Here is a 26,247-nt window from a genome sequence, read left to right on the forward strand (position 1 = left end):
GACACCTCCTTCAACCGGCGGGGTCGTAGGTGATGGCAGCCTCGGCGTGGTGCGCCAGGAGGAAGCCGATGGGGCGCCGCTGCTCCTCGGCGAGGTGGCCCAAGATGCCCGCGGTGCGCGCCAGGATCGGGATGGCCTTGATCATGGCGGGCGGGAAGTCGAGATCCATCAGCACCGCGGCAATGGGACCGGACACGTTCAACGGCAGCGCTTTGCCCCACGCCGCGTTCACGGCGGTGCGGAACCGGTCGAGCAGGTCGACATGGCGTCCCGCCACCCCGCGCTCCCGCGCCAGCGCCATGATGCGCTCCGCCCGCGGATCGTCGGGATGGTGGATGGGATGGCCGAAGCCGGGCATCTTGCCGCCCTGCCCTCGAATGGCGGCTGCGATGTCGCCGACCACCGCGTCGGCATCCTCGCCGGCGGCGGTGCGGGCCGCGGCGTCGGCAAGCACCTTGGCGCAGAGTTCGGCGGTGCCCAGCACGACCGTGCCACAGCCCAGGATGCCCGCGGCGACGGCCCCCTGCAGGCAGTCGGGCGCCGCCGCCAGCGTCATGCGCGCGGCCTGCGCCGTGGGGGTCAGGCCATGTTCCGTGATCGCGACGAGAAGCAGGTCGAGGAAATAGCGCTGCTCGTCGGTGGGCTTCCTGCCGGTTATGAGAAAGAAAAAGAAATCCGTGAATCCGTATTGGCCCATGATCTCATCAACGAGATCCTTGCCGCGAACCTCGATCCGGTGCGCTTCCGAGGTGCAGATCCCGCTGACCGCCGGACCCGGCTTTCCGATCAACATCACGCTCCTCCCCTCAACCTGAGTTGCGCAGGGAACGAGTCGGCCCGCTCGGGCGCTTCAACGGCGCGCGGAGCCGTGGCGACAGCGGCGGCAGCCGCCTTTGCGGGGCCGTGGGACCTTTCCTCGTCGCTGCGTCGAGCCGTTCTTTTTGGCAGTCGATTGTAGGACAATAACGCCCTATAGTTGGGTCGTCAAACAATTCGCGGCCTGCTATGACCATTGATCATGGCGCTCACCGAAAACAGAATGGCCATGCCTGATTCCGACGGACGTCCGACGATCCCTGCCCACGGCGGGACGGTCGATTACGTTGTCGATCACCTGCGGTCCGGCATGCTTCAGGGCCGCTACGCGCCGGGCCAACGGCTGATCGAGGCGGACCTCACCCGTGATCTCCGCGTCAGCCGCGGGCCGCTGCGCGAGGCGTTCCGGAGGTTGTCGGCGGAAGGCCTAATCGAGATCGTACCCCACCGGGGCGCGCTGGTCCGACGGTTGACCCTGCGCGAAATGACAGAGTTGTTCCAGATACGCCAAAGCTTGGAGATGCTCGCTGCCCGCCTCGCCGCGGAGGCCATGACCGACCCGGCGGTCCGGGCGCGGTTCGAGACGGACATCGAACCGATCTGGAACGACGCCCCGCGCGTTGCCAGCCTCGACTACATCGACGAGAACCATCGTTTCCACGACGCCATCGTGGCCGCCAGCGGAAATGAACAGCTGATGAAGCTCACGCGTCAGCTTCGGTTGCCGGTGCTCATGTCCCAGCTCATCAGCTCGCTGAAATCCGAAAACATCGCCGCGTCGCTCGCCGAGCATCGAGCCATCGCGCGTGCCATTCTCGCGGGCGACGGCAAGGCGGCGGAAGAGCGTGTGACGGCGCACCTTCAGCGAGCGCTTGGGGTCGCCGAGGCCATGCCGAACCGTGTGTTCAGCCCATGACGACCCTCTCGTCCTTCATCGAGGCTGAACTGAAGGGTAAAGACTGGACATTGGTGCAAAAAAGGCAGGTGAGCTCTGGCGGCCCGCCGGCTCAGTCGATATAGAGGCGTCCCGCTGAAGCCGAGAGCCGGATGCCCTACAAGGCCAACGAGAGCCGTCGTCACAAGATCCCGCGCGCCCGTTATCGTGTTGAGAACTGACACTGTTGGCGAACCCGGTGGCTCAGGTCACAGCGGGGCTACACACGGTTGCGAAGCGTGAGCGGCGCGTTTTTGCAAGTGGCTGGTCGGAAAGCCAAGCGTAGGCCCGGACCAAGTTCATGGCCGTGGCCGCAAGGACTTCCTGGAGAGAGATCTTTGCCAAACCAAAGTAGCGGCATTTTCGGAGTTCAAAGGCTCGGGTCCCCTGCGAAAGGGTACCTTCGATGCCCGCGCGCCGCGCGTAGTCGGCCTGCCAGCCCTCGTTTTGCTGCTCGCGGCGCGCCTTCTGGGTGGCCTCGTGTTCGGGCTGCGGGCGTACCGTGATGCGGCGCGACGCCGAGGGCGCATGAGTACACAGAGCCCGGCTTGGGCAGCGTCGGCAGATCGCATGGCCAAAGGTAATTTCAAGAACGTCGTTTCCCTGCATGTCTTTGCCGGGTTTCCAGGTCGTATTGAGCTGCCCTTGCGGGCAGCGCACCTTGCGGTTCTCCCAGTCAATGGTGAAGGCATCAATGGTGTAGCCGCCCGGCACTTTGCTTTGCCAGTTGCTGTTGGGCCGAACCGGACTGACGGGCGCGACGTGGAAATCCCGTGTCGAGCAGACCCGAATGCCGGCATCGATATACCCCGCATCCAGATAATGGCGATGCGGCAGGAGGCCCCGAGTTGCGAGCGCCTCGTGGATCGGCACGGTCATACTCAGGTCCGGGACCGTTGCTGACGTCGTCACCACGTGGGTGATGAAATGAGGAGCGCCCTCATCACACGTTTCCGTCAGGTGAACCTTGTCGCCGTGCCAGCCGGTCGTCCGCCGGTTGGCGTAGCGCGAATCTGGATCATAAGGCGTGTGCGCGCGCAGGCCCGCTGGCGGCAGATCAGCCGGTGTCCGCCACGTCACCTTGTCGTCGGCCACGTAGAACTGCTGAACCCAGTATTGGCGCAGGCACTGGACGGCTGGGCGCTCTCGCAGCCACGGCGGCGTTGTCGGCTCATAAAGAGCGGCGAGCAGCTGATGCCCATCGCTGCCAATTTGCTCGGCTAAGGTGCGCCGAGCGGCTTCGGTTTTGGGAAGGCGATGATCCTCCACGCGCCGACTGTAGCGGTCGCTCCAGTCTTCCCGGACCTGCGTGCGCAGCCATGCCGGGGCCACAGTGGCCAAATCGTTGAGCGCTGCTCGGAGCATCTCGCCGACGCCTTCCAAGCGGTTGATGGTCCGTACCGCCGCCAAGACATCGGTGGAATCCGTCCGGTACCGGCCATGCGGCTTCAACAGACCACATTCGATGAGCCGTCGGACAAGCGCGTCAAACACCAAATGCTCACCATGATCCGCAACCAAGCGGGCGCGAAACTCACACAGGACGGAAAAGTCGAAGCCCGGGTCGGTCAACTCAAGAGCCAAGGCGTATTTCCAGTCAATCCGGCTGCGCACGGCCTCCGCGGCTTGGCGGTCAGACAGCCCCTCAGCAAACTGCAGAACGCAGATGAGGGCCAGGCGCCATGGCGAGACGGCCGGCTGGCCGGTGTGCGACTATAGGGTGCTGAACAGCGTATCTTGGAAGATTGGGCCAAACTCATCCCGTAAGCGCATGCAAAGAGTGCCCTTGGGAAACGCCGCGCGGGCCACCCGGGCCGTCTCCGCCGGAATAGACTCAATGCGCTGTTTTGGCAGTGACATGGCAGTTCTCCCCAACGGCATCACCTCCCCTAACAGCCGGAGCAGAGGTTCGATCGGCTCAGGAACGGCGGACCGACGCTGCCAAGTTCGCCAACGGTATCAATTGGTCACGCGCCGCTTCGGTCGTGTGATGTGGTGACGGCGGGCAGCGTTCGCTTTGTAGGGCTCGGCCAGGAACCTGAACGGAGGCGGAGCCATGGCCTACGGCATCAGCCCCATCCGTGCAACAGCCCGTCTCGCGGAAGACTTTGGAACTCACCGCCCGGACAGCTTGGCTTGGGCACTGAGCTTGAAACAAGTGTGCTTGCGCAGCGTTCTAAATCTGGAGCATTGCTGAACGTGAGGTCGGGACGAATGCGCCGGTTTCTACGGGACAATGGGCTGTCGATCACACTGTTCGCCCTGTTCTTCGTCTCGGTCGTCGGCCAAGTTTTGACCGGGTGGCGAGCACTTGTGGCGGACCTTGGTATTCATGGCCTGCCGCCGGTCGGCTTGCTCGACTACCTGACCACTGGCCATTTCCTGTCGGCAACCTTCGAGAACTGGGAGAGCGAGTTTCTCCAGATGTCGGTCTACGTTCTGCTGACCGTCATCCTGATCCAGAAGGGCTCGTCGGAGTCCAAAAAGCCGGACGAAGCCAACCCTGAGGACGAGACGCCGGAGGCGAAGCACGGCGATCCCGACGCGCCCTGGCCGGTCCACCGCGGCGGCTTGCTGCTCCGGCTCTACTCGCATTCGCTCAGCCTCGCCCTGCTGACGCTATTCGTTCTGTCGTTTTGGCTGCATCTGGCGGGCAGCACGCGGCGCTCCAACGAGGAGGCGTTGTGGCATCAGCAGCCCACGAAGACCATGAGCGAAACCCTCGTCGACCCGGAGTTCTGGTACGAGAGCTTCCAGAACTGGCAAAGCGAGTTCCTGTCCATGGGCGTACTCATGGTCTTGGGCATTTATCTGCGCGAGCGCGGGTCGCCGGAGTCCAAGCCGGTCGCCGCACCGCACGCCAAGACTGGCCATTGACCGCTTTCGCGTACGCTTTGCACAAACCGCCCAATTGCTGAGCGAGCGGCGCCCGAAAGGTCGTCATTGATTTGTGTTCCATGCGAATAGTGCATATCGCACCACGGTCAGCCGGGCGTTGCTTGTTGTGCGGCGCAGCATTACGTTTGGCTCGTTAACGCTCTTGGGCGTTTCCTCCCTAGACTTTCAGGCCGCTGGGCAAACCCAGCGGCCATCTTTCTGGCCGATGGGCCCCGAAGGATTTGTGCGCCAACTCGGCGTCGAGATCGTCGTCAAGGAAGCCAGACCTGGGGCGCGCTGGAGGGGCCGTCTGCCGGTTCAAGGCCCACAATGACATCGCCACCGCGTCAACGGTGTAGGCGTAGCTGAACCCAAACGCCAGCCCGACGACAACGCCGGTGGTCCAAACACACGCCGCTGGTCCGTGCGCCACACCGGGAGCAGCACGACGATAACTCCCATCACCGCCACCGGCAGGATGGCAGCAAGGGCAAGCAGCGTCAGGCGGCGCAGCAGGGTTATTTGGTCACGAACACGTGAAGAGAACGTCCGAAGACAGAGACGATTCCTTCACCGGGCGCAGCAAAGTGCAGAAGCGCATGGAAATATGGGAGAGAGTGGCTCATGAGAGTGTTGCGCAGGCACGGACAACAGTGCGCTGTGAGGGTGCCACGGGGAGAGCCTGAGGTGGTGTGAGAAGGAACCCGGGGCATCGCGGAGGCAACCATCCGGCGCTCTGGAATGTTTGCCCATTTATCGCGTCAAAGCGGACGCGAGCGGTTGCGCACCCGCGTGGGCATGGAGGGCTCGGAGCAATGTCCATGGTCCACCGCCTGCTCCTGCTTCTTCTGGCCATCGCCCCCTTGGTCGGATTCCAGGTCTACACCCAAGTGGACCTGCGCGCCGCCCGCGAAGCGGAAATCCAACAGCAGGCGGAACACCTTCTCGACCTCCTCGAAACCGAGCAGCAGCGCATCGCCGACAACCTCCAAGGCATCCTAACGGTGCTTGCCACGACCGCCGCCGAGGCAATCTCCGGTCCAGCCTGCCAAGCCACGATGGAGCGTCTCAAACACGGGATTCCCGAGTACATAACGATCGAAGTCACTGACCTCCAGGGCACGGTCCGCTGCGCCACCGACCCGCGGGCTGTGGGTGTCTTCTTGGGAGACCGAGCGAACGTCCAGCGTGCGCTGGAGACCGGCCGGTTTGTGGTGGGCGATTTCGGTGTGGCCCGCGGCATCGGCAAGCCCATTCTTCCCTATGGCTTGCCCTACGATCAGCCCGGTGGCGGACGGGCCGGGGTGATCACCGGCCTGCTCGACCTCAAATGGCTGGAAGACTACCTGGCCCGCAAACCCTTGCCGCCCAACGCCTCCATTCTGCTGACGGACGCCGCCGGGATCGTCATTGCCCGGGTCCCCGACCGACCGGGTGTGGTCGGAACCCCCCTTCCCGAGCGCTTCCGGCACTTCCTGCACGGCGATCGGCATGGCTTGGCCGAAATTCCTGGAGTCGACGGCATCACAAGGGTGCTGGCCTACTCCCCACCAGCGGCTGGTGCGCGTGGCGTGATGGTGGGCATTGGCATCGACAAACGGGCTGCCTTGTGGCCCGTCGAATACGCGGCACTCTGGTCAGCGGCGCTCACCGCGCTTCTCCTGCTCCTGTCCATCGTGGGGGCCTTCTGGGGCATGGGGCGCCTGTCGAAGCGGATCGAGGCCGAACGGTCGCTGTTGAAGGCGGTGCTCCAGAACCTGCCGGTGGGCGCCGTGGTGGCGGAGGTTCCCTCCGGTCGGTTGGTCGTCCACAACTCCGCCGCAGAACGTCTGATGGGACGCCCGATCGCGTCCACCGACACGGTGGCGGAGTTCAACAGGCCCTGCCTCCACCCCGATGGCCGCCCCTATGACTACGATGAGTGCGCGCTTGTCCGCGCCATGCGCAACGGGGACACCGTGGCGCAGGAGGAGATGCTGTACCGGCGTCCCGACGGGCATCTGCTGCCACTTATCGTCAACGGCTCCCCGGTGCGGGACCACACGGACCGTATCGCCCTGGCCGTCGTGTCGTTGTCGGACATCTCCGAACGCAAAGCCATGGAAACGGCCCTGCGCGACAGTGAGACGCGCTACCGTGGGCTGGTCGAATCCCAAGCCGACATGGTGATAAGGTTCGACGCCGAAGGGCGGTTCACTTTCATCAACGACACGACGTGCCGGTTGTTGGGACGGTTTCGTGACGCGCTGCTCGCCTCGCACTGGCGCGACGTCGTGCATGCCGACGACATCACCGCCACCGAGCGGGCGATCGAGCGGACCCTGATCCCGCCACACCACCGCGCGTCGGTGGAGAACCGCATGCTCACCGTCGAGGGGCCGCGGTGGTTCTCTTGGGAAGGATACGCCATCTTCGATGACGCTGGCCAGTTCACCGAAGTTCAAGCGGTCGGCCGCGACGTGACCGAACGCAAGCGGCTGGAGGAGACCCTCCGCGCGGCCAAGGAGGACGCTGAGCGGGCCAACCTGTCAAAATCGAAGTTCCTGGCCGCCGCCAGCCACGACTTGCGCCAACCCATGCAGTCGATGTTCCTGTTCGCCGCCGCGCTGCACCCGCACGTGAGCGGCGAGCGCGGCCGGAACGCGCTGACCATGCTCGAGCGCGGGCTGGATGCGATGAAGGGCCTGCTCGACAGCCTGCTGGATGTGTCGCGCCTGGATGCTGATGTCATCCGACCGACGATCGAGGACCTCCAACTCCGACCGGTCCTCGACCACATCGGCGCCGCCTACCAACCGGTGGCCGCGGCCAAGGGGCTAGAACTCCAGATCAAGAACTCCCACGACATCGTCGTGCTCAGCGACCGCAACCTGCTCGGCCGCATGGTCCGCAACCTGGTCGAGAACGCCATCCGCTACACCGAGCAGGGCTTCATCCGGCTGGAGTGCCGGGTGGTCGACGGCCATGCGCGCATTGAGGTGCGCGACACCGGCATCGGCATCCCCGGCAATCAACTGGAGCGCATCTTCGAGGAGTTCCACCAGCTGGGCAATTCGGAACGCGACCGAAGTCAGGGATTGGGGCTGGGCTTGTCCATCGTCCAGCGTTTGTCAAAGTTGCTTGGCCACCCCGTCACCGTGGAGTCGGAGCCAGGCCGCGGATCGGTGTTCACCATCGACGTTCCCCTGGGGAAGGCGCCGGTCCTGGGGGCCCGGCCGCCAAGCGCTCCTGCGCTCCGGGACAGGGAAGGCCGGTTTGCGGTGCTGATCGACGATGACATCACGGTCCTCTTGGGCCTCCAGGCCATCTTCCGGGAGTGGCGGTACCAGACGCTGATCGCCATCTCCGCCGAGCAGGCCATCGAACGTTTGACCGCCGCGGACCGTCTCCCCGACGTGATCATCGCCGACTACAGACTGCGGGGTGGCGAGCGCGGAACCGACGCCGTCCAGCGCATCCGCGCAGCCCTTGGCCGCACTGTCCCGGCCATCATCCTGACTGGCGAGACTGGCCTGGATTGGCAGAGGGAGGCCGCCGCCCTCGGCTACGGCGTGGCGTTCAAGCCGATCGCGCCGCGTCAGCTTCAGGACGTGCTGCGCACACATCTCGGCGACGCGGCGTAGCCACAACCCTGGTGCGCCAGCATTACAGCCCGCCTTCAGCGGCCACACACCGGCGTCACGGTCTGCTCCGCCTTTTGGTGAACGCATTCCACTTGGGCGCGTCACAACCACCGGCGCCACCGGAAGTACAGGTACGGGGCTTTGTTGCACAAACCCGGCCACGGGCCTCCCTGGTGGCCTGAGGGGCGATTGGGATATAGAAGCGGGAGCTGAAGCCGAGACCGCGCATGCCGTACAAGCACAACGAACCGCGTCGCCACAAGATCCCGAAAGCCAAGTACAAGGTCGGGAACTGGCGGGAGTACAACCAGGCTCTACGGCAGCGCGGCAGTTTGACGGTGTGGGTCTCCTCCGAGGCGCTGGCCCTGTGGACGCCGGTCCAGACCGGGCGGCGGGGCCGGCCGCTGGCATACTCGGACCTTGCCATCGAGACGGGGATCATGCTGCGCCTGGCGATGGGGCAGCCGTGGCGCCAGACCGAGGGCCTGTTGCGCTCCATCGTCCAGTTGCTCGGGCTCGACGTGCCGGTCCCCGACGACACCACGCTGGCCCGCCGCAGCGCCCGGTTACCGCTGACCACCGCATTGAAGACGCCGACTGGGCCGGTCGACGTCGTCATCGACTCCTCCGGGCTGAAGGTGTTTGGCGCCGGCGAGTGGCGTCATGAGAAGCACGGTGGCAAACCGCGCCGCAGCTGGCGTCGGTTGCACCTGGCCGTTGATCCGGACGGCGGCGCCATTCTGGCTGTCGAGCTGACCACGATCCAAGACGGCGACGCGTCCCAGGTCGGGCCCTTGCTCGATCAAATCGCTGGCCCGGTCCGGGCCGTGCTGGCCGATGGCTCGCTGTCGCATAAACCGCGCCATCGGCCAGCAGGGTGGTTCAACCCGCTCAACTCGAGTTTGGCGCGAGCTCTGACGGAACCATCCTGACCGCAATATGCGCGGGGTGGGTGTCGCCGGCGCTGGGTGCGAACAGGGAAATGATGCGGGCGCACGCCACCTCCAACCGACCAACCCCGACCGGCGCCCGCGAGGCGCCTTTTCCATGCCTGAAAAACGGAGAGAGGCGGCCATCGCTGACCGCCTCTCAGTTTTGACCGAGATGCCCCGGCCACGCTCCATTTCCCGCCGTGGATGCTCATCGGGTTGGAGCTTGGCGTGCTCGGACTGGCCGCGCGTCCGCTTCGTGCAGTGAGGGCAATTTGCCTGCGGATTGCCTGCACAGCAATCAACGCATCAGCCTTGCTGTCTGCGAATTCGGGGGAACGCGGCCGGTCTAAGAAGCGGCAGCAAAAAGAACGGCGGCCGCACCGGGCCGCCTAAGTTGCTCTGCCCTGGAAAGCAGATGGCCGGACGCTAAACCGTGGCCAGCTCTGCAAACAACCACAAAGGGAATATGTCTCATGGCTACCACGCTCTCCAGCGCGGCGATCCCACGCGACTCCACGCTGCCCCGGGGAATCCGTAATCGGAACCCCGGCAACCTGCGCCACGGCGACGACTGGCAGGGCCTGTCCGCCATCCAGGGCGACGCGGCCTTCTGCCAGTTCGACGATCCGGTCCACGGCCTGCGCGCCCTGATGCGCGTGCTGCTGAACTACCGCCGGAAGGCGGACAACCACGGCAAGCGCATCGTCACCATTCGGCAGGCGATCAACCGCTGGGCCCCGCCGAATGAGAACGACACTAACGCCTATGTGAACACGGTGGCCCGGCGGCTCGGCGTGGATCCTGACGCCCCGGTGGACTGGGCCTACGCCGAGACGCTGATCGGCATGGCCCGCGCGATTGCCACCCACGAGAATGGCCGGGCCCCACAGGACTATCCCGCTGACTGGTACAGCCGCGAGCAATACCACCGGGCGGCCATGATGGCCCTCGGCTTGGTGGAGGCGTGATCTTGGAAATGTCTGCCGAAAGCATCGCACAGTTTTCGTGATCGCCGCATCAAAGAATGATGCGCAATCCAAGAAATATAATGCTCCAGGACAGTAGAGGGCAGAGAACCCAGCCGAGCGACAGGCCGAAGCTGCTTAGTCGCTTCCGCGGCACATTGTAAGGATCGAGTTCTTGTGGGACTGCGTCCGCAACGCTTTCCGCCTGATTGGAGGTGATGGACTCTGCGTTATCCAGCATCGAAGTCTCCGAAGCGGCCATCACGGTATTGGCAGCTTATAGCAAAATCTGACTGAACGTTCTTTGGGCGTTGAGGCTACTGCAAACGAGAGCAGCTGGAATTGCTCCGAAAGCTCTCAACTCCACCACTGGTCGCCCGGTGCTCTCAATGGGCACATCAAGACGTTCCATTGATTGCCGTCGTAAGGGCGGCGCGCAGGGACTCCGCGGGGAATGGCTTTAGCAGCAAGGGCCAGCCTTGCTTTTCGGCGGCCGCCTGGATTTGCGGGTCGCTGTCCCCCGTCATAGCAACGACTGGCGCTGAGATGCCGGTGCGCTTCAAGAACCCCGACACACTGTTCACGGTCCAGGCGCCGTCTGCTGGATATGAGAGAGGAAGGTTGATGAGGAATATTTCAGGATTGAAACGCTCCTGCAGTATTATCCCTTCTCCTTCCGCCATAGATGACGCGGTGAAAACATTGAGGCCCCAATCGCCTAATATGATCGCTAATGCCGAACATACGATGATATGTTCTTCGATCACAAGGATGCGTGCGCCCGATAATTGGGGCGAATGGTTCATTTTGCCGCCGCTCAACTGACCAACGGCACGTTATAAGATCACAAATGTATTTTCGGCAAGCATTCTGAAATTGCGGATTTCGCCGGCTCGCGCGTAGGCGCGCGATGCTCACGATCCAATGACTCGACAAAGCCCCATCACTACGCCGCCCGGCACTTCGCCCGGCGGCTTTTCCATTTCTGGAGACATGCAATGGCTGAGCTTTCCAAGATCCTCCGCAGCGTTGAGGGCGGCGGACTGATGTTCTGGTGCCCCGGCTGTGATGGCGCCCACATGGTCCGGGTCGGCGACGGTCCCGGCCCGCGCTGGGGTTACAACGGCAACCCCGACGCCCCGACCTTCACGCCGTCCATTCTGGTGAACGCCGGCCGCCTCAACCCCATGGCCCACGTCTGTCACTCCTTCGTGACGGACGGCCGCATCCAGTTCCTCAATGACTGCACGCACCACCTCGCCGGGCAAACGGCCGAGATCCCCGCCTGGGACAGCCCGTTCTGAGCCGCTCTGCCGGCCGCGTTAATTTGTGTCGCCGCCAATGAGGGCGGAAAAATCGACACGCATGGCCACGCGCATAATCTGCGGCCGATGTCGTAAAAAATCGGCCGGTCATCTGGCTACGGATAGCGCTTGCGCGATGGAGCGTTCGATCTCATCGGCTGGGACGCCCAGAAAGCCCGCTACCTTTCCAAGCAGTTCTGGGCGTCGCTTCGCCCAGGCCTGACCGAAGTCGATCACTGTCACACCGTTGGGAAGGCCTTCTTCCGCACTGTAACGGCGCAAGATGCCATCGGCCCCAGGTTCGCAGAATGAATGCTGAGACGGCCCAACGTCGATGTAAAGCACATCGCCCTGTGGATGGTAGGAGGCGGTTGCGAGGCGGGTCCGGGCCATGGCGTTCCCCTTGTTACCGTTATCTCTGGCGGTTCCGGTCATACGTCTAGCCTCGGCCGTCGGATTTAACATACCCTGATATGTCATTAAGCCGCCCGGCGCCCGCCCGGCGGCTTTTCTCATGCCCGAAAGGAGGGCCCCATGCTCCAACTCCTTCCCCTGCTGATGCCGATCATCCAGGACCTGATCGGCCGCATCCCCGACCCGCAGGCTCAGGCCAAGGCGGCCGCCGAGATGCAGACCAAGCTCATCGACGTGCTGTCGGCGAGCGACGCGGCGCAGCTGCAGGTGAACGCCGCCGAGGCGGTCAACCCGTCGGTGTTCGCGTCCGGCTGGCGGCCCTTCGTCGGCTGGCTGTGCGCGATCGGCTTGGGCGTGCAGACTATCGCCTATCCCCTGGCCGGCTGGGCGCTGTCGGTCTACTCGCCGGGCACGCGCCTGCCGCAGATGGACACGGACACGCTGCTGGCCCTGCTGTTCCCCATGCTTGGCATCGGGGCGTACCGGACCATCGAGAAGGTCAAGGGGGTGGCGAAGTGACCGCGCCTGGAGTCGCCGGTGGCCTGGGTGAAATAGAGCGGGCCGCTCGGTGGCGGCCCGTGATCCCTGGGTATGGTCAAGGCATTTCTCCGCCTGACGCCTTCCGGCGATGTGATGAGGCTGTTCTGAAGCAGATCGGGAAACTGCCGGACGAGGTGGCCGTTATCCATGCACAAGCGAAAACCGATGACGGGCCATATAGCATAGTTGAAATTTGCTATGAAGCTACGAAGTACCAGAAGGGTATAGTGCTGGTGTTTGCGCGCTGTCCATTAGATGACGCGGGAGTAGTCAAATTCACCCAGGTCTACGACGAGTTCGATTCGATAAGGTATTGCCGTTCGCCGACGCGATGGCGTGGTGAAGGGGGTGTGGGACGACGGTAGGACGACATCACCCCCTCGCCCGCGCCGCCTCCATGTTGGCGACCAGTTGATCGCGCCGGGCTAGCACCTCGGCCTCATCGCCCGGCCCAGCTCGCCGCTCCGCACCGATCTCCCAGGCGAGGGTCGCGTTGACCAGTAACTGTACGTCCTCACCACCGGCGCGGACCACCTCCACAACGTCTGGCGTGCAGGCGGCCGGCTGGCGGGGCCGGGCATTGATGGCCTTGATCAGGTCGAGATAGGTTGTCATTCGTAAGCGTGGTCTGGAGGCTGCCTTGCGGGAGCGGCGGGCGGCGTGCTGAAAGCTGGAGGTCGGCGCCGCTCCTGAGCGTGGCCGGCTTGGCATCGTGGCAAGCAGCGTGACGTTGGTGCAGAACTCGTTGTGTTGACGGCCTCTGCCGTTGGGAAGCTGGTGCTCAGGCGGCCTTGCGGGAGACCGGCATGCCGAGTCTGGTCATTATGTTGAGGACCTTGCAGCCGGCGGCTGCCTCGGCCTTCTGCGCTGGCAGAGTCCGGGCGCGGAGGCGGGTCACGCGCGCGCTGGACTACATCCGCGCCGGCGACATTTACCAGGCCAACATCACGCAACGCTTTCTCGCCGACCGCCCCGCCGGCCTGGACGACTACGCCCTGTTCGAGCGCCTGCGCGCGCTCAGCCCGGCGCCCTTCGCCGCCTTCTTGAACTGTGGCCCACGCCTTCGTATCGCCAGCGCCTCGCCGGAGCGGTTCATCCGGCTTTCCGCCAGCGGGGCTATCGAGACGCGCCCGATCAAGGGCACCCGACCGCGTTACGCCGACCCGGCGCTGGACGCGGCGGCGGCCGCGGAGCTGGTCGGCAGCGTCAAGGACCGGGCGGAGAACCTGATGATCACCGACCTGTTGCGCAACGACCTCGGCCGCGTCGCGGCCCTCGGCAGCGTGCGGGTGCCCGTCCTCTATGGGCTGGAGAGCTTCGCCAGCGTCCACCACCTCGTCTCCGTGGTCACGGCGCAACTGCGGCCCGGTCTCGGTCCGGTGGACCTGCTGCGCGCCGCCTGTCCAGGCGGCTCGATCACCGGCGCGCCGAAGATCCGCGCCATGGAGATCATCGACGAGCTGGAGCCGGCCCGGCGCGGCGCCTACTGCGGGTCGGTCGCCTGGATCGGGTTCGACGGCGCGATGGACAGCAGCATCGTCATCCGCAGCCTGTCGCTCACGCCCGACGCCGTGGTCGCCCAGGCCGGCGGTGGCATCGTTGCGGATTCCGATCCGGCGGCGGAGCATGAGGAGATGCTGGTCAAGGTGCGCCCCCTGCTGCGCGCCCTGGACCAAGTGTGACGGTGGAAAGGGATCGCGATGACCGTGTGGCTGAACGGGCGCCTGCTGCCGACAGATGCGGCGTGGATCGACCCCGCCGACCGTGGCTTCACGCTCGGCGACGGGCTGTTCGAGACGATCCGCGTCACCGGCGGCCGGGCGCGTCATCTGGACCGGCACCTCGCCCGGCTGCAGGCGAGCGCTGCGGTGCTGGACCTGCCGGTGCCCTACCGCGACGACGCGCTGGCTAACGCGGTGGCGGCGTTGATCGCGGCGCGCGGCGTGGCTGAGGGCGTCGCCCGCCTGACCCTGACGCGGGGCATCGGGGCGCGCGGCGTGCTGCCGCCCGCGGACCCACAGCCGACGGTGCTGATCACACTGACGCCGGCCGGGCCACCGGCCGGACCGGTCGAGGCGGTGATCGCCCAAGGCACCCGGCGCAACGAGCACTCGCCGCTGTCGCGACTGAAGACACTGAACTACCTGGACGCCATTCTCGCCCGGCGGGAGGCGGCGCGGCGGGGCGCCGGGGAGGCGCTTCTGCTCAACACCGCCGGGCGGCTCGCCGAAGCCAGCGTCGCCACCCTGTTCATCGTCCGGGATGGGCGCTTGGCTGACCCCGTCCGTGTCGGAGGGGGCGCTGCCCGGCATCCGTCGCGCCCTGATCCTGGAGCGTCACGGGGCGGAGGAGCGCCCCATCACCCTGGACGAGCTTTCGGCCGCCGAGGAGGCCTTTCTGTCCAACAGCCTTGGCCTTCGCCCGCTTCTGGCCGTCGACGGCCGCCCCATCGGGATCGGGTCGCCCGGCCCCGTGACCATCGCGCTGGTGAACGATCCTGACGGCGCGTGACGCACGCCCTCAGCACCCCGGCAGCCTGGACCGCAGCACCTCGTTGCGCAACAGTAAGCGGTGGTCGTGCGCCGTTAGGAGGTGCAGCGCCGCCACGCCGATCATACCGTCGGCGCGTGAACAGGTCCAATGAGGCGCTGGGAAAGACGCTGATACTTTGATTGCGGGCCCGTCTCGCCTTCGAAAGAACCACAGAGCTGGCAGATCACCTCATCAAAACCGTTCCCGACGATTCTCCCTTCGAGGGCTTGTCTCCCCCGCAATCAAAGAACGGCCCATTGTACGCTCCACTCGTCTCGAAAGGAGCGTACATACCGCTCCGTTTCCGCTGGCACCCCATTCGCCAGCACGCACTCAACTGCACAACAAACTTTCAAGCGCGCTCTCACCCAACAGGCCAGGCGATACGGCGGTTGGCGAGATATCAGGAAGCGCTCCCGTTTCATTCGAAAACGCAAACATCAATCCAACAAAATAACCGTCCACCAAATTGGGCTGAAATTTGACATTGGCAAGGCGATCTCGGTGCAGACACACTGCACGCCAGAAGTCTATCCGAACTCCCGATTGCGCAACATAACGCCGCGCATTCCTTACTGTTGGGTTTTGCCCGAGATGAATATCAAACTAGCCAGCCTTCTTGCCGCAGTCGCTCTGCTTGCCGCCTGTGATACGGCGCCTAAGGATTCCGGCAACGGATCGCTGAACGGTGGTGCCAACACTGGCAACGTTAACAACGCGAGTACCGTTGGAGGACCCGGCCAAGTCGCCCCAGGCAGTCAGCAGGATCTGGTGGTCAATGTCGGCGACCGAGTGTTCTTCGGTACCGACAAATATGATCTGTCGGCGGAGGCTCGCGCCACGTTGGACCGCCAAGCCCAGTGGTTGAAACAATATTCGCACGTGACCGTCACTGTCGAAGGGCATTCCGACGAACGGGGCACTCGCGAGTACAACCTAGCGCTTGGGGACCGCCGTGCCAATTCAGTTCGCAACTACATGGTCGCCCAAGGCATCAATCCGGCGCGTGTCAAGGTGATCTCTTTCGGCAAGGAGAAACCCGCGGTCGTCGGTTCCAATCAAGCGGCTTGGGCGCAGAACCGCCGAGGCGTCACCGTCGTCGATTGATCCGTCACGATGCCGTTCCAGCCCGCGAGCGGCATCGTCCCATCTCCGGAGAACCTTGCGAGGCCAGCCGACGCGCTGCTCCTATCGCTCGACCATCAGGCCTCGCCGCCCCATAGACGCGCCAGCAGACCGACCAGCTCAGCCTGCCGCGTGGCGCCAATTTTGCTCAGGATCGCGGCGATCTGCGAGCGGATCGTCGTAATCGCGATGCCGCGTTCATCGGCGACCTGCTTGGCTTCCTTCCAGGCCAGCCCCAACCGGCTCATACCCATCGGTCCGCGCGGGGTTTTGTGGCGCCATCGCCACGGATTGGAACACGTCTCGGCACGACGTCAACGCTCAACATTCATGATAGCGCCAGGCGCCAAATGCAAAAGCATAAAGCGCCACGCTCCTACGGGCGACGGTTTGGGCATCCCGCAAAACCCCTTGCTCCCATGACTTCGTGGCCTACTATAGGAAAAGTTGACAACGAGCCGATCAGTGCTGGGGGAGATTGATGCAATGGGTGCATACCATGATATGTACTTGGTTGCTCTATCACTGATCGTTGCGGTTTTTGGCGGCTTCGTTGCGCTCGATCTGGGGCAGCGGGCTCGCCACGCCGTCCGTCACCGCCGCTCTTGGGTGGCCGCCGCCGCCGCTGCGTTGGGTGTCAGCGTCTGGTCGATGCACTTCATCGGCATGCTCGCGCTTCAATTGCCGGTGGCGACGAGCCACGATCTGGGCCTGACCGCACTCTCGCTGGCCTTGGCCACCGTGATGTCCGGTGTCGGCTTCTTCGCGGTCGCCGGTGGTGGGACGAGCGTGCCGGTCATGGCCTTGGCCGGCACCGTGACCGGCCTGGGCATCGTCGCCATGCATTACGTCGGCATGGCCGGCCTGCAGGTGCCCGCTGCCGTGTCCTACGATGCCCGGCTGGTCGGCGCCTCAATCCTCATCGCCATCGTCGCCTCCACCGGGGCGCTGTGGCTCGCCTTTCGCCGGCAGCGCCGCTGGCAGCGGCTAGCCGGTGCGGTGGTGCTCGGGCTGGCTATCACGTGCATGCACTACACCGGGATGGCTGCGGCGGTGATCGCGCCTCTGGAGGCGCCGCACACAACGACGACGGCGTCCTTGTCCGCGCAACATCTGGCGACGGGGACCGCGCTCGGCACGCTGAGCGTGTTGGCGCTGGCGTTCGCCGCCGCCTCGATCGACCGGCGGCGCGCTGCCACGCGGGCCGCGGAGCAGGAGGCGCGTTATCGAGCGGTCGTCGACACGGCCGGCGACCCGATCATCGTCACTGACGAGCACGGTCGCATCACCGCCTTCAACCGAGCGGCCGAACGCGTGTTCGGCTACAGCGCCAGCGATGTCATCGATCAGCCCGTCTCGCGGCTTCTGCCGACGGTCCATGGCTCCGCCCAAGAGGCTCTCTTCGCCCTGGCCCGTCAGGCCGGCGACAATGGCCGAGAGATCGACGGCCGGCGCAAAGACGGCACGACCGTCCCACTGGAGCTTTCGGTCGCCGCCTGGCACGCCGAAGGCGCCCGGTACGTCACCAGCGTTCTGCGCGACATCACCGAACGTAAGGCCTTCGAAGAGGACCTCCGGCGCGCCAAGGAGCGGGCGGAGAAGGCCGACGCGGCAAAGACCCAGTTTCTCGCCGCCGCCGGCCATGATCTGCGCCAACCGGTGCAGTCCTTGTATTTCCTGGCACACGCCCTGGCGGATCGCCGCAACGGGCCGGCGTCCAGCGACCTGCTCGCCAGCGTGGGCGAATGCCTGGACGCGCTGAAGCTGTCGCTCGACAGCATGCTGGACATGTCCAAACTCGACGCCGGTGTGGTGCAACCCTGTGTGACGGAGTTCGCGGTGGCCCCCCTGCTCGCCCGGATTGCCGCCGACTTCGGGCCACGCGCGGCCGTAGAGGGCGTGCGATTGCGGGTGGTCCCCAGCTCCGCGTGGACGCGCTCCGACCCGCTGCTGCTTGAACGGATGCTGCGCAATCTGGTGGAAAACGCCCTCCGCTTCACGCCTCAGGGCAGCGTCGTGGTCGGCTGCCGCCGCGCCGCCGGCGAACTGCGCATCGATGTGGCCGACAACGGGATCGGCATCGACGCGGCCCACCTCCCGGCCATCTGGGAGGAGTTTTACCAGATCGGCAATCCGGAACGGGACCGCCGCAAAGGCCTTGGCCTGGGGCTGGCGATCGTCAAGCGGCTGGCCAGAACACTGGGCCATGCCGTCGTGGCGCACTCACGCCTGGGCCGCGGCACCATCGTCTCCATCGGCCTGCCAAGGGTGCCCGCGCGCGCCGTGCCGACCGGCAGGCGCCCCCGCCCCGCCAACGACGACGGCAAGGGACTGGTCGTTGTGGTCGAGGATGACACCGTCGTGCTGCTGACCTTGAGCGCAATGCTCGAGGAGTGGGGCTACGAGGTGATTGCCGCGCCGTCCGGCGACGAGGCGGTGCATCGTCTCAAAGCTCTTGAGCGTGTCCCGCGGGCGATCATCGCCGATTACCGTCTCGGTGAGGGCCGCACCGGAGTGGAGACCATTCGCGACCTCCACAAGGCCTGCGGCGTCAAGGTGCCCGCCTTCGTGCTCACCGGCGATACGACGCCCGAACGCCTCGCGGAGGTCGAGCGCAACGGGCTGCACCTGCTGCGCAAGCCATTGCCTCCGGATCGCCTGCACGCGGTGCTCGCGACGGTCGCCTGAGATGTCTCCGTCCTATGGTCACCCGACGCTTCTGGTTCAGACAGACTTGGCCGTCTCGACCGTTGCCGCAAGCCGCAACGCCCCTGAACCGCTCGCGTGATGGCTACGGTTCCAGACGCTATGGCTTTGGCGGCGCGTTTTGCAGGGCCAAGGTCACGGCAAGCAACAAAACGCTCGGGTGAAAGGGCTTCACCAGCACACTCCAGCCTCGCGCCACGACGGCCGCCCTCACCGTCAGGGAGACATCGCCCGTGATGATGATCACCGGCACATCCACGCCCATGTTGGTCAATAAGGCGGGCACGACCGTCAGCGCGCTGTCCCGCCCGATCCAATAGTCAGACACGATGACATCGGGCGACACGCGCCGCCGTCTCGCTGCTCTCAGCAGATCGAGTCCATTCTCGCCCGATAAAACGGTTATGTTTCGAAACGACAGATACTGCTCGATGCTGCGCCGCAGCAGCGCGTTGTCTTCGAGCAAAGCCACAACGGCGCCATCGGGCATGGTGCTGCTTAGGGTCATGAGCGATCATAAAGCGACAACCATGCACATTATAGATGAATTTAGTTACAAATTGGAAACATCACGCGCGGCCCTGTGGCTGCCCGTTGCTCGCGACGTGCGCGACGACGTTTCGGCGCAACGAGCCGACCCCACATGCGTAATGGCTTCGTCTCGCAAGCCGGGGTGGAGTGGGCAGAGACCACCGTGAAACGGGCATCACCAAGCCGCGCCATCCCACGCTGGGCCGAGAGACGGACACACCCAGCAACAGGTGATATCCTTAACCCCTGCGACCGCCCCTCCCGGCATAACGTGCAGGCTTCTGGCTGGCCCCTTCAGCCGACGGCGGGAGCGATCGGTGCGGGCACCGCGATGCCGTTGTTCATCGCCCAGATGGCGGCCTGGGTGCGGTTGACCACGTTGATCTTGCGCAGCAGGGTCTTGAGATGAACCTTCACCGTCGCCTCGGTGATGCCAAGGTCATTGGCGATGCGCTTGTTGCTGTGCCCGCCGAGCAAGCCGTGCAGGATGTCCCTCTCGCGCGCCGACAGCGGCCGGCCCGCGACCCGCTTTGTTTCGCTCGGCGCCAAGCCTTGCGCCAGGATGCCGGCCAGGTCGCGCGGGAAGGCCTTGCCGCCGGCCAGCGTGACGTGGAGCCACTCGGCCAACGCGCGGCTCGAGGTGTCCGCGGTCAGGCAACCGTCCGCGCCAGCCTCCAGAGCCTCGCGCAGCAGTGGGGCGCTGATGGTGCCGACCAGCAGCACCACGCGGCTGCCGGGGTGCAACGCGCGCAGCGCCCGAACCTCGTCCCCGACCCGCGGCACGCCGGTGGCATCGTAGACGATAACGTCCGTCCAGGCGGCGGGGAGCGCTTGCGCGGAGGCGGCCTCGGCGACGACCGTGAAGCCCTCTTCGTCCAGCAGGTGGCGCAGCCCCCCGCGCTGGAGCCCGCTGGCTCCGATGAGCGTAACCGTGGGCACAGCGCCCTTCCCCCTTGCCGGTCCGTGGTGGCCTGCAAATGACCCTTTTCGGCCCCGGTTCCAATCGGCAAAAGGGCGAAGTTGGCGTCGCGCAGCGGATACGCGGACCCGACGAGTCCGCCGCCACCGCGCCGTTCCGCCTACGCACGTCGGAGCACCAGGCCCTAGGCCTCCGGCGCGAGGGCCGCCGGCGCGGGACGGGGGCGAAACAGCGCTTCCGCGGCCGCACGCGGATCCGCTGGGGAGACGGCGCCCATACCATCCGTCCGACGAGCGCCGGTGATGGTCGCCACCGTTTCGGCCAGCCAAAGCCGCGTCGCCATGCGGTCGTTCGCCGCCGGCCGCGCTAAGTCCTGGAGATAGTTGCGCACCGCCTGGAGCAACGCTTGGTCGCCGGACAGTCCGTAGACGCGCCCGGCCGCCGCGGCAAAGCGCCGGCGTTCCTCCGCATCGGCTTTGACGCGCTCCTCGATGGCCTTGAGCAGAACCGCCCGCGTGCGCGCGCCGTCCAGCAGGTTGGCGGCCAGGACCAACGGATCCGTGGCCGGCACGTTCCGGGGCCGAGGGTCTTTGATCGCGCGTGGCTGGGCGTCCCAGCGGCGCTGGTCCTGTCGATGCTGCATGAGGGTGGTGGCTCTTTCTCGAGGGGGCCAGTCGGTGTCTCAGAGACGGTAAGTGCCTTCGAACAGATCACCGAGGGCGAAGCGCATCAGCGCCCGCATGCGCGCGACGCGTCGGTGCTCCTCGCGCCCGGTGACCAGGTGACAACGCCGGCAGAGCCGATGCCGTTCCAGTTCGGTCATTACGGCCACCGCCGCCTCGGCGCGGCGCCGATACAGGCCGACGACACTGCGCGACGTCCGCACGCGGGTGTACTCCACCACGTCGGGCCAAGGGGCCGGCGCGCCGTCGGGGCCGACCCAGAGGCCGTCGGGCGAGAGCCAGCGCCCGTCGGGCAGGCAGCGCAGTGCGTGACCATGGGGACGCCCGCAGTGCTCGCAGACCCGGGGGGCGGATGGCGCGATCGGCGTGGCGTGGGGCTGAGGACTGGGAACCATGCGGGCCAGATGTGGTGGGTGGCGGAGAAACCAGCCCCGAGTCTAGCGCAGGTCGAGTCCCAGGGGAATCCCCGACCGTGGCTCCCAAACGGATGAAGTGTGGCCGCTCGGATCCAAGGGGGGCGCCAAGCGCCATGCCGGGCAAATGCCTCATGAACGCTCGCAAACCATCTCCAGCGTCCTTCGTAGCGGAACGCGCGTCGTCCGCGATGAAGACCTCCAGATCGAGCGGTGGGTCGCCCTCCCCGTTGTCAGTGTGCCGTGGACGATCACCACCATCCACACCCGCCTGCCATCCAGCGCAAGCCTGGTGCCATAGCAATACCGGACCGGGGCCTCGCGTCGGGTTGCGCGGCTCCGCTGGATGCCTGCGGTGCGAGGGGAGAAGTCGCCGCCACGCCAATGCCGGCACGTGCACGGCGGCTTGCCCGTTGCAGCTAGCCGCCGTGCCGGAGGCCGGTGATCAGGCGACCTTCTTGCGCCGGCTCTTCGTGGGAGCCGGTTCACTCGGCGCCGCCTCCACGGCCGTGCCGCGCCTCTTGGTTCCAAGGCCGAACTGCTTAGCGAATTCGCTGCGCTTGGCGGTGTAGTTGGGCGCGGTCATCGGGTAGTCGGGCGGCAGGCTCCATTTGGCCCGATACTCCTCGGGCGACATGTTGTAGGTGGTGCGCAGATAGCGCTTGAGCATCTTCATCTTCTTGCCGTCTTCCAGGCAGACGATGTAGTCCGGCGTCACCGACTTCTTGACCGGCACCGCCGGTTCCTGTTTCACCGCCTCGACCTTCGGCTGGCCGGTGCCGCCCAGAGCGTTGAACACCTCCGTGACCACCAGCGGAATATCCGTGGAGGCGACCCGGTTGGCGCTGACATAGGACGCGACGATCTCGGCGGTCAACGCGACCAACTTTTCACGCTCCATCCAAACGCTCCCAATCTTGAGTGACAGACCCTTTTTGCTGCGGGGTCGTGGTTCCATTCGGCAGAATTCAATGCCTTTCATATGGGCTTTCGTGTAGCCAAACAACCCCACGGCTGCCCGGACTTGGAATGGTGCGACGACACCGGATCATCGAAGGCCTGATGACTTGAGATGATGCGCCCCAGAAGATCATCCGCCGCCCGCATTGCTCACCGGATCGCATCACAACAACGGCCCTGACAGAGTGACCAAAGCTGCAGCCGGACGCATTCTTAGTGGTCCGGGCCTCCCGCCCGTGAGGGTAAGTACAATGAGGATCTTTCTTTTTCATGTCGCGTTCCACATTTCAGGCAGTGAAATGGCGCTAACAGGACCGAGGCAGACATGGCAAAAGACCGCGACGCGCGCATTCGGGAGCGGGCGCACAGCATTTGGGAACGCGACGGCCGCCCGGAGGGCATGGCGGAGGTGCATTGGATCCAGGCGTGCCGGGAGATCGAAGCGGAGGAACAGGCCGCCGACGCGGCGCGAAGCGCCCCGGTGGCAAAGCGCCGTCGCAAAGCGGCAGCGCCGGCCCCGGCCGCCGCTCCGCCCGACACGCCGCGGCGTTCACGCAAGGCGAAGACCTCGGAGAGCACGCTCACAGACGCCGCTCGCCAGATGGGGCGGATGGTCGCCGAGACGGTGAGCGACGCAGTCACCGCCGGAGTGGAAACCGTGTCGGACGCCGTGGAGTCGATCGTTCAGCCCAACAAAAAAACACGACGGACACCGGCGTCCGCGACGAAGACCGACACGCCAGCTAAACGCGGCAAGGCGGCGTGGTCGCCAACCGACATTGAGAAGGCCGCTGCTCCAGCCAACGTTGAGCGAGCCCCGAAGCGGAAGACAGCGGGCGCGGCCAAAACGACCGGCCCATCCTCACCGGCAACGCCGGCTGTTACCGCGCGCCGCACCACCGGAAAGCGCCGCTCGTCCGCGAGCGTCCATTGATCGCCGCCGACCGGAACACTCGGTGCTGCAAGGCGGCCGCGCGTTCCGGTCGGCGATTGTGGACATCGACCTGGTCGCCAAGCCAGCTCAGGCCGCTCCTTGATCGACGGCGGCGTTGATCCCGGAGTTATCGTGCACACGCTGCACCGTCAGTCCGCCGCCACCCAGTTCCACGGCCTTCACCCGGCTGTGAGGCCGGAAGGTCAGGTGGACGCTCGCGTGATCGTGCCCCGCCGAACCGGAGAATACCGCCACGCCAAGCGAAAGCCCTTGCGCGTGGAGTCGCTGACCAGTTACCTCAAAGGCTTCGGGAATCCCTGGGGGAACGCTGGGGGTCCGCCACGAACGGGGAGACAAGAAATGACCAAGTCCGACCTCATCGACGCCGTCGCCGCCAAGCTGGGTGGCAGCAAGGCGGACGCCGGCAAGGCGCTGGACGCGGTGATCGACAGCTTGCAGGACGCGCTCATCAAGGGCGAGACGGTGAAGCTGCCCGGCTTCGGCCAGTTCGAGATCGCCGAACGCGGCGAGCGCACCGGCCGCAACCCGCAGACCGGCGCTGAGATTAAGATTGCGGCCTCCAAGGCCCCGAAGTTCTCGGCCGGTAAGGCCCTCAAGGACGCCATCAACACCGGCAAGGCGGCGTGACCGTTTTCCGCTGAGCGGACGGCGCGGGCAGTCGGAAGGCTGCCCCCGCTTCGCTGTGTCCAGGGGGCACGCTCGCGCGCCGAGAGACACCGGTAGCTCACGGGCGGACCGGTCCAACCATGCAGCCTCCGGCGTTCGCCGTGAACCGCGCCTCCCCGCGCAGCGACCGTGCTGGAACCTGAGAACACGGTCGTTTGTTGAAGAACCGGCTGCAATCTTGCGCGACCGCGTGCGCCAGGTGAGGGATCGGAGTTGCGCCATGGGCTTGTCAGCCGCTCAGCGGAACGCCTACGAGATGCGCTTGCACCGCTTGGAAAGCGCGCTGCTCCGGCTCAGCGCGGCCTACCTGACGGCGGTCGCCGAGGCTCCCCATACGGCCAAGATCCTACATGACCGCTTGGAAGCGGCCGACATCGAAATGGAGTTGATCCGCGAGGCTCTGGAGCAGGATCGCCTGGCGCCGAACGCCTGATCGGGTTCGCCCCATTCCTTACCGCTTGGGGGCGTCTGTCCATGTCCTGAGCCCGCGCCACACAGGAACCGCTCGCCGTCCTCCGCCTCAGGCCGCTCCCCTGGATGTGGTGCGGCGACGGGATGTGCTGGACCAAATCGCCAGGCACGCACCCGCGCTGTCGGCGGTGCCGATGCGCACCGCCCCATCCCGGTCATGAAAGTACAGGGCATAGCGGCCGGCCTTGTCGCGCTCGAACGTGAAAAGGGGCGCCGGGCGACCGGCGACCATGATCGCGATGCGGTCGCCCCAGTCGCCGGAGTGGCGCGCAACCGCGCTCCAGTGGCCGCTTGCCAGGCGCGGCAGCGCGATCTCGTTGAAGGCCGCGATGTCGGCCGGGGTGAACCGGGTGCGAGCAAACGGGATGACGCTCATGGCGACGGCTCCTGGTGGTGCGGACACCACAATCCTGCGTGCTACTCCCCGCCGCCGCTGTGACGGAGCCCACACGTCCGGTCTTGGCGCGTCAAGGAAGCGCGATCCGAGCGTGCCCATTCCCCGGCAGGCACAAGACCCCGGTGACCCTATACCGGGTTCGCGCTCGCGTTTCATCTCGTCCCCTGCCGCTGCTTTCCATCGCGGTGATCGGCATTGGTTTGCTCATCATCAATGGCAATGGCGAGTTCGCCTGCCGGGGGAGGCTGAGCATTGCACCTGCGGCTCCGGATGCATCCGATCAGCGGGACAGGGCGGCCGCTCCCAGGCCTGCCAGACCGCGGGACCGCCCGACCCGTTGGTCGGCCAGCAACCGGTTCGCATACACGCAGGGCCGAGGAACTGACTCGCACCATCGCATGCGCTTAAAAAGTGCAATTGAGGCACGCACTCGCCTACTATGAAGCACGTGTTGCTCCAACGCTCCGAGGTCGTTCCGCCATGGGCCAGCACAACAAGCCCTCACCGGACGTGGTTGCCGCCTACATTCTCGCGCATCATGCCAACCCGAACTCCGGGGAGTTGACGGCGGGAGACGTGGCCGAAGTGCTCGGAATGACCTTGGCGGACGTGTTCGACGTGGTTGATCGCGACCCACGTGTGAGATGGTTCGTCGCCGGGCCCAACTCAGGGTGGAACATGCCCGCTCACGGCGGGCGTCACGATGTCGGCAGCCAAGGGCCGCCCGGCCGAGCCGACTGGGAAATCGGCGATGATCGCCGCAGATCAAGGTCCCCAGCACTGCTCCGACGCGACCAATCACCTGACCGCACCTGACCAGGTCGCCAGGGCGGCCCTCTTTTTCCTTGCGCCGCGGTAGCCGTCCGACCATGACAACGTCGAGCCGCCGTTTGCGCGGCGGTGGCAAACATGCGTGGCGGTGATGACTTGGATGATCTGGCGATGAACGCTCCCAGGCTCGACCGCTGGCGGCTGGTCCAAACCGCCGCCCACGCGGTCCTGATTGGCCGCGTTACTGGGCGTCCGCGAACGCCGGTCGGGGCCGTCGTGGTCACCTCGCCCGTCGTGCAGTTGGCCGAGGACCGCGGCACGGCAATCACGCGCTCGGGCAGCATCTACCGTCTCGGCGCGCCATGGCCGGCGGACGAGGCGCTGCCCGACACGTACCGGCTTGCCCTGGTCGAGAAACTGGTTGCCAGTGCCAGTGGCGCTCCGACGGCTGAACGGTTGGCCGCGATCACCGCGGCGGCAACCCGCTGCTGCCAGCCGGGCGCGAGCGTCCAGGACGCGATCCTGGCCCGCCTGCGTCCCGTCAGCCTGTCGTGGACCGAAGAGCAGCTCCGACCGCAACGCGTGCCCGCCAAAAGCAGCCGATAAGCGGGATTGTTGGTCTCGTCCCAGTACGGATAGCCCAGGTCGTCGAGGCAGCGCCGGAACCATGCGCGATCCCCTTCGGGCACCTATATGCCGGCCAGCACGCGACC

Annotated in this window: 26 protein-coding genes and 5 pseudogenes; 17 read left to right on the plus strand and 14 right to left on the minus strand. The window is 65.6% G+C overall.

Going from position 1 to position 26,247, the window contains the following annotated elements; translation table 11 throughout:
* Positions 1-10: 10 nt before the first annotated feature.
* Positions 11-793, minus strand: a complete 783-nt coding sequence (locus tag M2351_RS19130) for a citryl-CoA lyase (RefSeq protein ID WP_264657689.1) — start codon at positions 791-793, stop codon at positions 11-13.
* Between the two features lie 225 nt (positions 794-1,018).
* Between M2351_RS19130 and M2351_RS19135 the strand changes: the two genes are divergently transcribed.
* Positions 1,019-1,732, plus strand: coding sequence for a GntR family transcriptional regulator (locus M2351_RS19135; protein WP_264657690.1), 714 nt, complete (start codon positions 1,019-1,021; stop codon positions 1,730-1,732).
* A 222-nt stretch (positions 1,733-1,954) separates the two neighbouring features.
* Here M2351_RS19135 and M2351_RS19140 read toward each other — a convergent pair.
* A pseudogene (locus M2351_RS19140) lies at positions 1,955-3,451 on the minus strand (IS1182 family transposase); the annotation flags it as partial.
* Between the two features lie 513 nt (positions 3,452-3,964).
* Here M2351_RS19140 and M2351_RS19145 point away from each other — a divergent pair.
* From M2351_RS19145 to M2351_RS19160, 4 genes and pseudogenes are all read left to right on the plus strand, one after another.
* Positions 3,965-4,627: a DUF6766 family protein gene (locus M2351_RS19145; protein ID WP_264657691.1), complete on the plus strand. Its 663-nt coding sequence runs from the start codon at positions 3,965-3,967 to the stop codon at positions 4,625-4,627.
* Between the two features lie 890 nt (positions 4,628-5,517).
* Positions 5,518-8,250: an ATP-binding protein gene (locus M2351_RS19150; protein ID WP_264657692.1), complete on the plus strand. Its 2,733-nt coding sequence runs from the start codon at positions 5,518-5,520 to the stop codon at positions 8,248-8,250.
* Between the two features lie 227 nt (positions 8,251-8,477).
* Positions 8,478-9,110, plus strand: a pseudogene (locus M2351_RS19155) (IS5 family transposase); the annotation flags it as partial.
* Between the two features lie 545 nt (positions 9,111-9,655).
* Positions 9,656-10,150, plus strand: coding sequence for a structural protein (locus M2351_RS19160; RefSeq protein WP_264657694.1), 495 nt, complete (start codon positions 9,656-9,658; stop codon positions 10,148-10,150).
* Positions 10,151-10,199: 49 nt separating this feature from the next.
* Here the strand turns inward: M2351_RS19160 and M2351_RS19165 are convergent, their stop codons facing one another.
* Together M2351_RS19165 and M2351_RS19170 are read right to left on the minus strand one after the other, a co-directional pair.
* Positions 10,200-10,388, minus strand: coding sequence for a hypothetical protein (locus M2351_RS19165; RefSeq protein WP_264657695.1), 189 nt, complete (start codon positions 10,386-10,388; stop codon positions 10,200-10,202).
* A 157-nt stretch (positions 10,389-10,545) separates the two neighbouring features.
* On the minus strand, positions 10,546-10,953 hold the full coding sequence (locus M2351_RS19170; protein WP_264657696.1) for a response regulator: 408 nt from the start codon (positions 10,951-10,953) through the stop codon (positions 10,546-10,548).
* A gap of 192 nt (positions 10,954-11,145) precedes the next feature.
* On the opposite strand from M2351_RS19170, the gene M2351_RS19175 reads away from it, so the two are divergent.
* Positions 11,146-11,451: a DUF6527 family protein gene (locus M2351_RS19175; RefSeq protein WP_264657697.1), complete on the plus strand. Its 306-nt coding sequence runs from the start codon at positions 11,146-11,148 to the stop codon at positions 11,449-11,451.
* 108 nt (positions 11,452-11,559) lie between these two features.
* Here M2351_RS19175 and M2351_RS19180 read toward each other — a convergent pair whose 3' ends face one another.
* On the minus strand, positions 11,560-11,886 hold the full coding sequence (locus M2351_RS19180; protein ID WP_264657698.1) for a hypothetical protein: 327 nt from the start codon (positions 11,884-11,886) through the stop codon (positions 11,560-11,562).
* Between the two features lie 99 nt (positions 11,887-11,985).
* Between M2351_RS19180 and M2351_RS19185 the strand changes: the two genes are divergently transcribed.
* The gene (locus tag M2351_RS19185; protein WP_264657699.1) at positions 11,986-12,384 is read left to right on the plus strand and encodes a holin family protein; all 399 of its coding nucleotides are present in this window, start codon (positions 11,986-11,988) and stop codon (positions 12,382-12,384) included.
* 393 nt (positions 12,385-12,777) lie between these two features.
* On the opposite strand, the gene M2351_RS19190 is transcribed toward M2351_RS19185, so the two are convergent.
* Positions 12,778-13,020 carry a hypothetical protein gene (locus M2351_RS19190; RefSeq protein ID WP_264657700.1) on the minus strand — a complete coding sequence of 81 codons (243 nt, stop codon included), beginning with the start codon at positions 13,018-13,020 and terminating at the stop codon, positions 12,778-12,780.
* A gap of 166 nt (positions 13,021-13,186) precedes the next feature.
* Positions 13,187-13,294, minus strand: a pseudogene (locus M2351_RS19195) (IS5/IS1182 family transposase); the annotation flags it as partial.
* A gap of 1 nt (position 13,295) precedes the next feature.
* Here M2351_RS19195 and M2351_RS19200 point away from each other — a divergent pair.
* The 4 genes and pseudogenes from M2351_RS19200 to pal all read left to right on the plus strand — a co-directional run.
* Positions 13,296-14,087 (plus strand): annotated as a pseudogene (locus tag M2351_RS19200) (anthranilate synthase component I family protein); the annotation flags it as partial.
* A gap of 18 nt (positions 14,088-14,105) precedes the next feature.
* Positions 14,106-14,609 (plus strand): annotated as a pseudogene (locus M2351_RS44940) (aminotransferase class IV); the annotation flags it as partial.
* Positions 14,610-14,667: 58 nt separating this feature from the next.
* Entirely contained in the window at positions 14,668-14,916 is a 249-nt protein-coding gene (locus M2351_RS44945) for an aminotransferase class IV (protein ID WP_319801899.1), read from the plus strand.
* 615 nt (positions 14,917-15,531) lie between these two features.
* Positions 15,532-16,044, plus strand: a complete 513-nt coding sequence (gene pal / locus M2351_RS19210; RefSeq protein WP_264657701.1) for a peptidoglycan-associated lipoprotein Pal — start codon at positions 15,532-15,534, stop codon at positions 16,042-16,044.
* Between the two features lie 95 nt (positions 16,045-16,139).
* On the opposite strand, the gene M2351_RS19215 is transcribed toward pal, so the two are convergent.
* On the minus strand, positions 16,140-16,310 hold the full coding sequence (locus M2351_RS19215; RefSeq protein WP_264657702.1) for a helix-turn-helix domain-containing protein: 171 nt from the start codon (positions 16,308-16,310) through the stop codon (positions 16,140-16,142).
* Between the two features lie 256 nt (positions 16,311-16,566).
* Between M2351_RS19215 and M2351_RS19220 the strand changes: the two genes are divergently transcribed.
* Complete coding sequence (locus M2351_RS19220) at positions 16,567-18,750, plus strand: hybrid sensor histidine kinase/response regulator (protein ID WP_264657703.1); 2,184 nt, start codon at positions 16,567-16,569, stop codon at positions 18,748-18,750.
* Between the two features lie 118 nt (positions 18,751-18,868).
* Here the strand turns inward: M2351_RS19220 and M2351_RS19225 are convergent, their stop codons facing one another.
* The 5 genes from M2351_RS19225 to M2351_RS19245 form a co-directional block, all read right to left on the minus strand.
* Complete coding sequence (locus M2351_RS19225; RefSeq protein WP_264657704.1) at positions 18,869-19,258, minus strand: response regulator; 390 nt, start codon at positions 19,256-19,258, stop codon at positions 18,869-18,871.
* Positions 19,259-19,593: 335 nt separating this feature from the next.
* Entirely contained in the window at positions 19,594-20,238 is a 645-nt protein-coding gene (locus M2351_RS19230; protein ID WP_264657705.1) for a LuxR C-terminal-related transcriptional regulator, read from the minus strand.
* Positions 20,239-20,402: 164 nt separating this feature from the next.
* Positions 20,403-20,861: a hypothetical protein gene (locus M2351_RS19235; RefSeq protein WP_264657706.1), complete on the minus strand. Its 459-nt coding sequence runs from the start codon at positions 20,859-20,861 to the stop codon at positions 20,403-20,405.
* Positions 20,862-20,900: 39 nt separating this feature from the next.
* Complete coding sequence (locus M2351_RS19240) at positions 20,901-21,296, minus strand: hypothetical protein (RefSeq protein ID WP_264657707.1); 396 nt, start codon at positions 21,294-21,296, stop codon at positions 20,901-20,903.
* A 463-nt stretch (positions 21,297-21,759) separates the two neighbouring features.
* Positions 21,760-22,215 (minus strand): MucR family transcriptional regulator, encoded by a 456-nt coding sequence (locus M2351_RS19245; protein WP_264657708.1) that lies wholly within the window; start codon positions 22,213-22,215, stop codon positions 21,760-21,762.
* A gap of 384 nt (positions 22,216-22,599) precedes the next feature.
* Here M2351_RS19245 and M2351_RS19250 point away from each other — a divergent pair, with 384 nt between their 5' ends.
* From M2351_RS19250 to M2351_RS19260, 3 genes are all read left to right on the plus strand, one after another.
* Complete coding sequence (locus tag M2351_RS19250) at positions 22,600-23,208, plus strand: DUF2934 domain-containing protein (RefSeq protein ID WP_264657709.1); 609 nt, start codon at positions 22,600-22,602, stop codon at positions 23,206-23,208.
* 360 nt (positions 23,209-23,568) lie between these two features.
* Positions 23,569-23,856, plus strand: coding sequence for an HU family DNA-binding protein (locus tag M2351_RS19255; protein ID WP_264657710.1), 288 nt, complete (start codon positions 23,569-23,571; stop codon positions 23,854-23,856).
* A 259-nt stretch (positions 23,857-24,115) separates the two neighbouring features.
* Positions 24,116-24,328 carry a hypothetical protein gene (locus tag M2351_RS19260; RefSeq protein ID WP_264657711.1) on the plus strand — a complete coding sequence of 71 codons (213 nt, stop codon included), beginning with the start codon at positions 24,116-24,118 and terminating at the stop codon, positions 24,326-24,328.
* 87 nt (positions 24,329-24,415) lie between these two features.
* Here M2351_RS19260 and M2351_RS19265 read toward each other — a convergent pair whose 3' ends face one another.
* Positions 24,416-24,742, minus strand: coding sequence for a hypothetical protein (locus tag M2351_RS19265; protein WP_264657712.1), 327 nt, complete (start codon positions 24,740-24,742; stop codon positions 24,416-24,418).
* A 501-nt stretch (positions 24,743-25,243) separates the two neighbouring features.
* Here M2351_RS19265 and M2351_RS19270 point away from each other — a divergent pair.
* Both M2351_RS19270 and M2351_RS19275 read left to right on the plus strand, forming a co-directional pair.
* A complete protein-coding gene (locus M2351_RS19270) occupies positions 25,244-25,579 on the plus strand; it encodes a hypothetical protein (RefSeq protein ID WP_264657713.1) in 336 nt (111 codons plus the stop codon).
* Between the two features lie 111 nt (positions 25,580-25,690).
* The gene (locus M2351_RS19275) at positions 25,691-26,140 is read left to right on the plus strand and encodes a hypothetical protein (RefSeq protein WP_264657714.1); all 450 of its coding nucleotides are present in this window, start codon (positions 25,691-25,693) and stop codon (positions 26,138-26,140) included.
* The last annotated feature ends 107 nt before the right edge of the window (positions 26,141-26,247 follow it).

The sequence above is a fragment of the Azospirillum canadense genome, from assembly GCF_025961225.1.
GTDB classification, from domain to species: domain Bacteria; phylum Pseudomonadota; class Alphaproteobacteria; order Azospirillales; family Azospirillaceae; genus Azospirillum; species Azospirillum canadense.

Excerpts from the sequence above, each read along its gene's own strand:
- M2351_RS19130 (WP_264657689.1), bottom strand. The coding sequence starts at position 793 with ATGTTGATCGGAAAGCCGGGTCCGGCGGTCAGCGGGATCTGCACCTCG.
- M2351_RS19135 (WP_264657690.1), top strand. The coding sequence starts at position 1,019 with ATGGCGCTCACCGAAAACAGAATGGCCATGCCTGATTCCGACGGACGT.
- M2351_RS19145 (WP_264657691.1), top strand. The coding sequence starts at position 3,965 with ATGCGCCGGTTTCTACGGGACAATGGGCTGTCGATCACACTGTTCGCC.
- M2351_RS19160 (WP_264657694.1), top strand. The coding sequence starts at position 9,656 with ATGGCTACCACGCTCTCCAGCGCGGCGATCCCACGCGACTCCACGCTG.
- M2351_RS19165 (WP_264657695.1), bottom strand. The coding sequence starts at position 10,388 with ATGCTGGATAACGCAGAGTCCATCACCTCCAATCAGGCGGAAAGCGTT.
- M2351_RS19170 (WP_264657696.1), bottom strand. The coding sequence starts at position 10,953 with ATGAACCATTCGCCCCAATTATCGGGCGCACGCATCCTTGTGATCGAA.
- M2351_RS19175 (WP_264657697.1), top strand. The coding sequence starts at position 11,146 with ATGGCTGAGCTTTCCAAGATCCTCCGCAGCGTTGAGGGCGGCGGACTG.
- M2351_RS19180 (WP_264657698.1), bottom strand. The coding sequence starts at position 11,886 with ATGACCGGAACCGCCAGAGATAACGGTAACAAGGGGAACGCCATGGCC.
- M2351_RS19185 (WP_264657699.1), top strand. The coding sequence starts at position 11,986 with ATGCTCCAACTCCTTCCCCTGCTGATGCCGATCATCCAGGACCTGATC.
- M2351_RS19190 (WP_264657700.1), bottom strand. The coding sequence starts at position 13,020 with ATGACAACCTATCTCGACCTGATCAAGGCCATCAATGCCCGGCCCCGC.
- M2351_RS44945 (WP_319801899.1), top strand. The coding sequence starts at position 14,668 with ATGGGCGCTTGGCTGACCCCGTCCGTGTCGGAGGGGGCGCTGCCCGGC.
- pal (WP_264657701.1), top strand. The coding sequence starts at position 15,532 with ATGAATATCAAACTAGCCAGCCTTCTTGCCGCAGTCGCTCTGCTTGCC.
- M2351_RS19215 (WP_264657702.1), bottom strand. The coding sequence starts at position 16,310 with ATGAGCCGGTTGGGGCTGGCCTGGAAGGAAGCCAAGCAGGTCGCCGAT.
- M2351_RS19220 (WP_264657703.1), top strand. The coding sequence starts at position 16,567 with ATGTACTTGGTTGCTCTATCACTGATCGTTGCGGTTTTTGGCGGCTTC.
- M2351_RS19225 (WP_264657704.1), bottom strand. The coding sequence starts at position 19,258 with ATGCCCGATGGCGCCGTTGTGGCTTTGCTCGAAGACAACGCGCTGCTG.
- M2351_RS19235 (WP_264657706.1), bottom strand. The coding sequence starts at position 20,861 with ATGCAGCATCGACAGGACCAGCGCCGCTGGGACGCCCAGCCACGCGCG.
- M2351_RS19240 (WP_264657707.1), bottom strand. The coding sequence starts at position 21,296 with ATGGTTCCCAGTCCTCAGCCCCACGCCACGCCGATCGCGCCATCCGCC.
- M2351_RS19245 (WP_264657708.1), bottom strand. The coding sequence starts at position 22,215 with ATGGAGCGTGAAAAGTTGGTCGCGTTGACCGCCGAGATCGTCGCGTCC.
- M2351_RS19250 (WP_264657709.1), top strand. The coding sequence starts at position 22,600 with ATGGCAAAAGACCGCGACGCGCGCATTCGGGAGCGGGCGCACAGCATT.
- M2351_RS19255 (WP_264657710.1), top strand. The coding sequence starts at position 23,569 with ATGACCAAGTCCGACCTCATCGACGCCGTCGCCGCCAAGCTGGGTGGC.
- M2351_RS19260 (WP_264657711.1), top strand. The coding sequence starts at position 24,116 with ATGGGCTTGTCAGCCGCTCAGCGGAACGCCTACGAGATGCGCTTGCAC.
- M2351_RS19265 (WP_264657712.1), bottom strand. The coding sequence starts at position 24,742 with ATGAGCGTCATCCCGTTTGCTCGCACCCGGTTCACCCCGGCCGACATC.
- M2351_RS19270 (WP_264657713.1), top strand. The coding sequence starts at position 25,244 with ATGGGCCAGCACAACAAGCCCTCACCGGACGTGGTTGCCGCCTACATT.